Below are 9534 nucleotides of genomic sequence, written 5' to 3' on the forward strand. Positions count from 1 at the left end.
TCATGTATGATGTGCAGAAAATCCGCTCTGACTTTCCGATCCTGTCACGTCAGGTGAATGGCAAGCCGTTGACCTATCTGGACAACGGGGCGTCGGCTCAAAAGCCTCAGGTCGTCATCGATGCGGTGACCCGTGCCTATTCCGAAGAGTATTCGAATGTTCACCGTGGATTGCACTATCTTTCCAATCTGTCGACCGAGAAATACGAAGCTGTTCGCGGCATCATCGCCCGTTTCCTGGGGGCATCGAACGAGGATGAGATCGTTCTGAATTCCGGAACGACCGAAGGGATCAATCTTGTTGCCTATGGCTGGGCCATGCCGCGCCTGGAAGCCGGAGATGAGATCGCCCTGAGCGTCATGGAGCATCACGCCAACATCGTGCCCTGGCATTTCCTGCGGGAACGGCAGGGCGTTGTTCTGAAATGGGTGGATGTCGACGCTGACGGAGGGCTGGATCCGCAGGCGGTGATCGATGCGATCGGCCCGAAAACCAAACTTGTGGCCGTGACGCAATGCTCCAATGTTCTGGGTACCGTCGTGGATGTCAAAGCCATCACCGAAGGGGCACACGCCAGGGGCGTCCCGGTGCTGGTTGATGGCAGTCAGGGCGCGGTGCATATGCCGGTGAACGTGCAGGACATCGGTTGCGACTTTTACGCCATCACCGGCCACAAGCTGTATGGCCCGTCGGGGTCGGGTGCGATCTACATCAAGTCCGAACGCATGGCCGAGATGCGCCCCTTTGTCGGTGGCGGTGACATGATCAAAGAGGTCAGCAAGGATCAGGTGATCTACAACGACCCGCCAATGAAATTCGAGGCCGGAACACCCGGCATTGTCCAAACCATCGGCCTGGGCGTTGCGCTGGAATACATGATGGATTTGGGAATGGACAACATTGCCGCCCATGAATCCGGCCTGCGGGACTATGCCATGCATCGCCTGAACGGTCTCAACTGGCTTCAGGTTCAGGGCACGCGGCCAGACAAGGCAGCCATCTTCAGCTTTACGCTGGACGGGGCCGGCCATGCCCATGATGTATCCACCATTCTGGACAAAAAAGGGGTTGCCGTCCGCGCCGGTCATCACTGCGCCGGCCCGCTTATGGATCACCTGGGCGTTACGGCGACCTGTCGTGCCAGCTTTGGTCTCTATAACACGACGGATGAGGTCGACACGCTGATCGAAGCGCTTGAATTGGCGCACGATCTTTTCGCCTGATTTTGGTTTCAAAGAGGGTGCAACAATCACGATTTTCAGTTGCACCCGGATTGGAACAAGGTTAGCTAACGGCCAAGGCACCTGTAGCTCAGCTGGATAGAGCGCTGCCCTCCGAAGGCAGAGGCCAGAGGTTCGAATCCTCTCAGGTGCGCCAAACATCGCCATATTTCTAAGGTTTGTTGGGAAAAACAGTCGCTTCTGTACCACTTTTGCAGGAGGGAAAGTACCACATGGCTATCGTGATGAAGACCTCAGGGACGTTCTGGCAGATGAGATGCACAAGCTGGGGTCTGACCCCATGCTGCTCAAAGCCATCCATGGCCCTGAGGCTAAACCACCAGCGGTCACCTTGGCAGATGCGAAAGCTGTTTATGAGACAGAAAAGGTGAGGGGGAACGCTGATCGCAGTCGACGATCGTTTTCGAGGCTTGACCTCACTGTCCGTGGTTTCTTGATGTACACTCTCCGAACGAGGCTGGCTTGCGTCAGCTTTAACGGAGGAAAGAACGTGAAAGTTATCTCGTCAAAAAAAACGTTGATAGCCGTCGTGATTGTGGTCCTGTTGGGCAGCACAATTACGGGGTTTTCACTCTATAGCCTTTTAGGTTGGATCGTGGTCGCCGTAATTCTGGCGTTCATCCTTAGTAAGCTGACCGACGATGAAGAACCCGACAGCGATGAGGAGTCAGAAGGCAACAGTACTTCCAGTTCCAATACTGCCTCTGATATCGACGATGAAAAGACCCGTGAGAACAGCGCCGCTACGGAAACAGGTTCCAGCAATGATACCGGAGGCGGGGATGCCGGCGGCGGAGGCGGAGACGCAGGGATGTAGCCGGCCTTCCCGGCAAGCTCGTGTCAGACAGGCCGAGATCGCGAGGTCGCTGTCTTAGCCGCGCCAGGTGCGGACGACGCCGCAGTCCATATGCACGAAATTGGACCCATAGTATTGACCGACACCGCCGGCCCGGCATGACATAGCAGCCTTAGCCATCTGCGAGACGGAGCGGGACGCCAGGCGCAGGTCTGCCGCTTGTCCCTTCATGTGAAGCGATTTACGGGCGACGCCGCGAGAGCGGGTGCGGAGCATGGCGTTGGTCTGTGGAGAGCGATAGCCCGACAGCAACATATAAGGTTCGTTGACATCCAGAAGGTTGTGTGATGCCGCCATGATATCAATCGTGCGTAAATCGATGGATTTTACCTGATCCGTGCGCCAATCACGCATGAAATGGTTCACTTCTTTGACAGCGTCCTTGATATACTTACCATCGACCCAATAAATCATGTCCACCCGTTCGCCCGTGCGACCGGAATACATGCGAATGCGACGGATATCGCCACCGCCGCGCAAAAAGCCTGCTGCATTGGAGTAGGTGGGTGCTGCTGCGACTGCTGTTGCTGCAAACGCACCCAATAGGGCACGTCGGGTCAAGCCCGAGGAACTGCTCTTGGTCATTTTGGTTCGTCCCGTACTGTTCCTGCCTGCGCACGATGTTACGCGCGCTGTCTTAATTTTTTCCCATCCCAGATGCGGGATTTATGACACAATCGGATTCGACGGCCAAGAAGTGTTTCACAGTCACCTTTTCAAGGGGGAATTTTCGGCAGATTTTTGCGCAAATGTCACAGCCGGGCGCAGAAAATTTGCAGGTGTGGACTGCGCGCCACCGGGCCGATGCAAACACGCATCAGACGACAACAGAAGCAATTTGGTAAGGAATTTGTGAATAGACAAGGCTGCGCAGTCAAACTCATAGTTGTCCGACGCACATATCACCAACCAAGCCATTGATTCCAAGGCCATCCAATGCTTTCTGTTTTCCGAACCCGTACTAGTATCCTGCTTGCCGCCTGTTTTGCGGCCACGGCCAGTGTGGCAAACACCACCTCTGAACCCGCGCACAACACGGCGTTTCAGATGGCCGTCGCGGAACATACCCCACGGGAATCGCAGATCGCGGAGTTTTACCGGACAAACGGGTTTTCGCCGATTTGGGTGGGTGAATCCGATGAGCATATGGAACGCCGGGCGGCATTGATCCAGGCACTGTCACACGCGCATCTGCACGGTCTGCCGCGGGCCGATGCGACAGTTTCATCCTTGATGCAGAAAATGGAAGATGCACGCTCGACACGCGACCTTGGCGCCGTTGAAGCGGAACTGAGCCGGGTTTTCGTGGAATTTGCCGACGCATTGTACTCGGGTGTTTCTCGACCCGGCAACATCGACGAGGGACTTGTACGGTCGGTGGATCGTCGCAGCGCGGCCGAGCATCTGAACGGCCTGAACATACATGGCACCGCGTATTTTGCGCAGCTGGCTCCTCAAACCCGTCAGTACCGGGCTCTGATGAAGCAGAAGCTGGCGCTTCAGGCCTTGATAGATCAGGGCGGTTGGGGGACGACTGTCCCGGAAACCAAGTTGGAATTCGGGGATACCGGGCCCAATGTCGTGAAGCTGCGCAATCGGCTGGTGTTGATGGGCTATATGAAACCATCGGCCAGCCCGTCCTTCGACGCCGCGCTGCTGGAAGGGGTCAGAGCCTTTCAGCTCGCTCATGGATTGGAAGCCGATGGCGTTGCAGGCAAGGGCACGATTGCCGAGTTGAATCGCCCGGCCGTTGACCGGCTCAAGGCTGTATATGTCGCTTTGGAACGGGAACGCTGGTTGCCTCGGGAACGCGGCGCACGTCATATCCTTGTCAACCAGACAGATTTTTCGGCAAAGATCGTGGATGACGGGCAAGTCACCTTTGAAACCCGTGCGGTGATCGGCAAGAACACGCATGACCGCCGCAGCCCGGAGTTCTCGGATTTGATGGAGCATATGGTGATAAACCCCAGCTGGTATGTTCCGCGCTCGATCATCACCAAGGAATACCTGCCGAAGCTGAAAGCGAACCCCAACGCGGTCGGTCATATTCAGATCACGGACAGCAGGGGGCGGCAGGTCAATCGCGGGGCGGTTGATTTCAATCAGTTCACCGCTCGGAGCTTTCCTTTTGCGATGCGCCAGCCGCCCAGCAAAAGCAATGCTTTGGGGCTGGTCAAGTTCATGTTCCCCAACAAGTACAATATCTATCTGCATGATACGCCTCAGAAAAGCCTGTTCGCGCGTGAGGTGCGGGCGTTCTCGCACGGCTGCATCCGGCTGGCGCAGCCTTTCGAATTTGCCTATGCGTTGCTGGCCAAACAGGAAGAGGACCCCAAGGCATTCTTTCATCGTGTTCTGAGCACGGGAAAGGAAACCAAGGTCAATTTGGAACAAAAAGTTCCGGTCCACCTGATCTATCGAACGGCATATGTCGGGCCAAAAGGCGAGGTGCAGTATCGCCGCGATGTCTATGGCCGGGACGGCAAGATTTGGGAGGCCCTGCAAAAGGCAGGGGTGGCCCTGCCGGACGTTCAGAGTTAAGCACAGGGCAAATCCTGCCAAAAGGAAGCCCGAGATGCAGTTTACCATTCAACAAATCGCCGACGCTTTGGGTGCTGAATGCCAAGGCGACGGTGGCCTGACGATCGTGCGGGCGGCCGAACCGGGCGATGCCGGCCCAACCGATCTGGCCATGGCCATGTCTCCGAAATACGCCGAAGCGCTTTCGAAAGGGGAAGCGCGCGCCGCCGTTCTGTGGGAAGGCGCAGATTGGCAGGCCATGGGGTTGCGAGCGGCCATTTTCGTGAAGCGTCCGCGCATGGCGATGGCGGGGATCACCGCAATGCTGGATCGCGGGCAAGGGGTTGAACCGGGCATTCACCCTTCCGCGGTTATCGATCCAACGGCCGAAATCGGATCTGACGTGGCGATAGGCCCGCTGACCGTTGTTGGTGCGCGGGCGCGAATTGGTTCGGGCTCGGTCATCGGAGCACATTGCGTGGTGGGAATGGATGCCATTCTGGGCGAACAGGCCCTGTTGCGGGAAATGGTCAGCATTGGCGCGCGCGCGCAAATCGGGGATCGGTTTATCGCGCAGCCCGGCGCAAGGATTGGAAGTGACGGGTTCAGTTTCGTGACCCCCGAGGTCTCGGGCGCTGAGAACGCCCGCAAAACGTTGGGCGATCAGGGCGACGCCAAGGCCCAAAGCTGGCTTCGCATCCATTCATTGGGCGCGGTTGAGATCGGTGATGATGTCGAGGTTGGCGCCAATTGCACTGTCGACAACGGAACTATCCGCAACACGCGGATCGGTGATGGCACCAAGCTGGATAATCTTGTCCATGTCGGGCACAACACCCGCGTCGGGCGGGATTGTCTGCTGTGCGGTCAGACGGGTGTGTCCGGCTCGGTCGAGATCGGCAACAACGTCGTTCTGGGTGGTCAGACCGGAGTGGTCGACAATATTTTCATAGGGGATGGCGTCATTTCGGGTGGGGGCACGAAGATTCTGTCAAATGTGCCCGCCGGGCGCGTCATCATGGGGTATCCGGGCATCAAAATGGAGACCCATACCGATGTCTACAAAGCGCAGCGCCGACTGCCCCGAATGGCACGCGACGTTGAGGCATTGAAAAAGGCTGTTTTCAAACAGACCCCAAGCGATTAAATCATCGTCAAACTGAAAATCAGGGGATCGACATGAGCATCAGCGACCGCGTCATCGCAATCATTGCAGAGCAGGCCGTGCTGGAGCCATCGGATGTGACGCCCGAAAGCACGCTGGAAGATCTGGGAATCGACAGCCTTGGTCTGGTCGAATGCATATTCGCCATCGAGGAAGAGTTCGACATTTCAATTCCGTTCAACGCCAATGAACCCGAGGCCAACGATTTTGACATATCCAATGTCGCTGCGATCATTTCCGGGATCGAAAAGCTCGTGTCGGAAAAGGTCTGACTGACGCTCATGAAACGTGTTGTCATTACCGGCGCAGGTACGATCAATTCACTGGGCCATTCGGTTCCTGACACGCTGGAAGCCATGCGCGAAGGCCGTTGCGGCATCTCGGAACTGGAATTTCGGGACGTAGATCGGTTGGCCATCAAGATCGGCGGGCAGGTTCGCGGCTTTGAGGCTGAAGGTCGGTTCAACCGTCAGCAGATGTCTCTGTACGACCGGTTCACTCAGTTTACTCTGACAGCCGCCAAAGAGGCCATCGATCAGTCCGGCATCGAGTTTCACGGAGAGTTGGCCGCAAAATCAGGTGTTGTTCTGGGGACAGCCGGCGGTGGCGTATCCACCTGGGATGACAATTATCGCTCGGTTTATGAGGACGGAAAGAATCGGGTACACCCGTTTGTTGTTCCCAAACTCATGAACAATGCGGCGGCCAGCCATGTTTCCATGGAACACAACCTCAAAGGCCCCAGCTTTACCGTGTCGACCGCCTGCGCGTCGTCGAACCATGCCATGGCACAGGCCTTTCAGATGGTCCGAAGCGGCATCGCTCCGGTCATGATCACAGGCGGGTCCGAATCCATGTTGTGCTTTGGAGGCGTCAAGGCCTGGGAAGGGCTGCGCGTCATGTCCAAGGATGCGTGCCGGCCGTTCAGCGCCAACCGCAACGGAATGGTACAGGGCGAAGGAGCCGGTATCTTTGTTTTCGAGGAATACGAACACGCCAGCGCCCGCGGCGCCGAGATCATGTGCGAAGTCGTTGGTTTTGCCATGTCGTCGGATGCGTCTGATATCGTGATGCCCAGCAAGCAAGGGGCTTCGCGGGCCATGTCAGGTGCCTTGGCTGATGCCAGATTGAATGCAAGCGATGTGGGTTATATCAACGCGCATGGCACCGGGACGGCTGCGAATGACAAAACCGAATGTGCCGCCGTGGCGGATGTTTTTGGGCCACATGCTGACGACCTGATGATATCGTCGACCAAATCCATGCATGGTCACCTGATTGGTGGAACCGGTGCAGTGGAACTGTTGGCATGTATCATGGCGCTGCGGGACGGTGTGATTGCACCCACTATCGGATACGAGGAACCCGATCCGGAATGCGCGCTTGATGTTGTACCGAACGAAGCTCGGGAAGCCAAAGTTGACGTCGCGCTCAGCAATGCGTTCGCCTTTGGCGGGCTGAATGCGGTTTTGGCGCTGAAGCGGATTTGATGCGCGAAGCGCCACCGCACTGGGTGCGGCGGCGCAATCGTAAATGCACCCTCAGTTCGCGTTGACGGTCAGGGTGTCATAGCCGGACGTAAAGCCGGACAACGACATCTCCATCTCCAGTACCTGATCAGGGAAGCGGGCCGGAACCAGCGAGAAGGTCGCCTTGGTGCCAGCTTTCATTGCATCGATATCGCCTTGGCTCAGGCCCAGCTGTGCGACGCAGCCAACGGGCAAGCAATGATGATAGTTGTACAGTTTGCGCGGCGCACCATCGATGGACAGGGCGAGCTGAGCTTGCAGTAGTGTTTCCAACGGAACGATCACATTCGCCCAAGCAACTGCCGCGCCGCCCTCGGGCAGTCTTCCAATCGACACCTCAGCTATCGGATCACCCTGGTTGCCCTTCAGGATCTGAACGATGGCGCACGGGTCTTCGCCTTGCTGCGCCTTGATGCAGGAGAGGTCCCATTCGCCGAACTTTTCCTTGACGAACTGTTCTCCGGGGCGCGGGCCTTCCTGACCCAAATCGAGACCGTTGTCCGGTTCGGGGGTCGTTGTGTCCTGCGCATAAGCTGCGCCACATAGAAGAATTGCCGCCACTGTACTTAGCGAGAGGATTTTCTTGATCATGAATGCCTCGATTTGATGCTTGAGCTTTTTGCTTCGTTTAACACTCTTCTGAACTGGTGTCAGGCACTAACAGAACGGCTGGTCTGAACGTGAACGGATTCTTGCCAGAACACCGGAAACGACCTGCCCTGAGACAGAAAAAGAGAGCTGAATAAGCCAGCTCTCTTTTCCAAAAGGTTCTCCCCGTCGGACTGGCCGACTTATTTATGCGCAAACCCTACGAGAGGGTCGCAGACGGGTCAACAGCTATCGTCAAATTTTAATACTGCGGTCAGAGCTTTGAAACCATTTTTGAACCTGCAAAAAAGCCGTGCCCGAAGGCACGGCCAGTCGACAGGGAGGAAGTCTGCCCCACGTGAGGGAAACAAACGCGGGGCAAATTGACTATCGCAGTCAAAGGTTAACTTTGTATGCTGGTCATGGATCGGTGAAACATAAGGCAATGTTAATGGGCAAGAATATATTTTTGGGTGGCGGAGGCGAGGGCCATGGCCAGCCGCAGGAACTGGCGCTGAAATATGCCAACCGCCATGGGCTGATTGCCGGCGCCACCGGGACTGGTAAGACCGTGACGCTGCAAATCCTCGCGGAAGGGTTTTCCCAAGCCGGAGTTCCGGTGTTTCTGTCCGATGTCAAAGGTGATTTGTCGGGCTTGGCTTTGCCCGGAAACGACGCGCATAAACTGCACCAGGCATTCATGGATCGCGCCAAACGCATTGGATATGACGATTTTGTCTATTCTGCCTGCCCGGTTACGTTCTGGGATCTTTTTGGCGAACAGGGCCATCCGGTGCGGACGACGGTCACTGAAATGGGCCCGTTGCTGCTGTCCCGGTTGATGGATTTGAGCGAAGCACAGGAAGGCATCCTGAACATCGCGTTCCGCGTGGCCGATGAAGAGGGAATGCCTCTTCTGGATCTCAAGGACCTTCAGGCGCTGCTGGTCTGGATCGGCGAGAACCGGGCCCAGCTTTCACTGCGATATGGCAATGTATCGACATCTTCGATAGGTGCGATCCAGCGGCGTTTGCTGGTGCTGGAAAACCAGGGTGGAACAAAGCTGTTTGGAGAACCCGCACTGGATCTGTCCGATCTGATGCGCACCGACGAAAACGGGCAGGGGATGGTGAACATCCTTGCTTCGGACAAACTGATGGCCGCGCCACGGCTGTATGCGACGTTCCTGTTGTGGCTGCTGAGCGAGTTGTTTGAGGAGCTTCCCGAAGTTGGTGATCCGGAAAAACCCAAGCTGGTGTTCTTCTTCGACGAGGCGCATCTGCTGTTTGACGGCGCTCCGAAAGTGCTGGTGGACAAGGTCGAGCAGGTTGCCCGCCTGATCCGGTCCAAAGGGGTGGGGGTCTATTTCATCTCCCAGAATCCCGCCGATATTCCCGAGGATATTCTGGGGCAGTTGGGCAATCGCGTTCAGCACGCTTTGCGGGCCTTCACGGCGCGTGACAGAAAGAACCTGCGTCTGGCGGCGGAAACCTATCGCGAAAACCCCGCCTTCGACACCGAAGCCGCAATCCGTGAGGTGGGCGTTGGTGAGGCTGTCACGTCGATGCTTCAGAAGAAAGGCGTTCCCGGAATTGTCGAGCGCACATTGATTCGTCCGCCGGGGTCCCAGTT

General features: G+C 56.7%; 9 protein-coding genes and 1 tRNA gene. 8 read left to right on the top strand and 2 right to left on the bottom strand.

The genetic code is table 11. The features are described from left to right. Positions 1 to 2 precede the first annotated feature (2 nt). The 3 genes from AC2FNN_RS14550 to AC2FNN_RS14560 all read left to right on the top strand — a co-directional run bounded on the left by AC2FNN_RS14550 (position 3) and on the right by AC2FNN_RS14560 (position 2058). Positions 3 to 1223: a cysteine desulfurase gene (locus AC2FNN_RS14550; RefSeq protein WP_496759251.1), complete on the top strand. Its 1221-nt coding sequence runs from the start codon at positions 3 to 5 to the stop codon at positions 1221 to 1223. Between the two features lie 77 nt (positions 1224 to 1300). Continuing rightward, positions 1301 to 1377: transfer RNA gene (locus tag AC2FNN_RS14555), tRNA-Arg, on the top strand. Positions 1378 to 1521: 144 nt separating this feature from the next. Continuing rightward, positions 1522 to 2058, top strand: coding sequence for a hypothetical protein (locus AC2FNN_RS14560; protein WP_496759252.1), 537 nt, complete (start codon positions 1522 to 1524; stop codon positions 2056 to 2058). Positions 2059 to 2112: 54 nt separating this feature from the next. On the opposite strand, the gene mepK is transcribed toward AC2FNN_RS14560, so the two are convergent. Further along, positions 2113 to 2682: a peptidoglycan L,D-endopeptidase MepK gene (mepK, locus tag AC2FNN_RS14565; protein ID WP_496759253.1), complete on the bottom strand. Its 570-nt coding sequence runs from the start codon at positions 2680 to 2682 to the stop codon at positions 2113 to 2115. Between the two features lie 351 nt (positions 2683 to 3033). Here mepK and AC2FNN_RS14570 point away from each other — a divergent pair, with 351 nt between their 5' ends. The 4 genes from AC2FNN_RS14570 to AC2FNN_RS14585 are packed head-to-tail and all read left to right on the top strand — an operon-like array spanning position 3034 to position 7275. Next, positions 3034 to 4641, top strand: coding sequence for a L,D-transpeptidase family protein (locus tag AC2FNN_RS14570; RefSeq protein WP_496759254.1), 1608 nt, complete (start codon positions 3034 to 3036; stop codon positions 4639 to 4641). A gap of 34 nt (positions 4642 to 4675) precedes the next feature. Further along, on the top strand, positions 4676 to 5767 hold the full coding sequence (lpxD, locus tag AC2FNN_RS14575; RefSeq protein ID WP_496759255.1) for a UDP-3-O-(3-hydroxymyristoyl)glucosamine N-acyltransferase: 1092 nt from the start codon (positions 4676 to 4678) through the stop codon (positions 5765 to 5767). Between the two features lie 32 nt (positions 5768 to 5799). Further along, positions 5800 to 6057, top strand: a complete 258-nt coding sequence (locus AC2FNN_RS14580) for an acyl carrier protein (protein WP_496759256.1) — start codon at positions 5800 to 5802, stop codon at positions 6055 to 6057. Between the two features lie 9 nt (positions 6058 to 6066). After that, on the top strand, positions 6067 to 7275 hold the full coding sequence (locus tag AC2FNN_RS14585) for a beta-ketoacyl-[acyl-carrier-protein] synthase family protein (protein WP_496759257.1): 1209 nt from the start codon (positions 6067 to 6069) through the stop codon (positions 7273 to 7275). A 51-nt stretch (positions 7276 to 7326) separates the two neighbouring features. Here the strand turns inward: AC2FNN_RS14585 and AC2FNN_RS14590 are convergent, their stop codons facing one another. Continuing rightward, positions 7327 to 7905, bottom strand: a complete 579-nt coding sequence (locus tag AC2FNN_RS14590; RefSeq protein ID WP_496759258.1) for an invasion associated locus B family protein — start codon at positions 7903 to 7905, stop codon at positions 7327 to 7329. Positions 7906 to 8353: 448 nt separating this feature from the next. On the opposite strand from AC2FNN_RS14590, the gene AC2FNN_RS14595 reads away from it, so the two are divergent. Continuing rightward, the coding region (locus AC2FNN_RS14595) for a helicase HerA-like domain-containing protein (RefSeq protein WP_496759259.1) at positions 8354 to 9534 on the top strand (1181 nt) is incomplete at its 3' end.

The sequence above is a fragment of the Ruegeria sp. BHSA118 genome (genome assembly GCF_059613405.1).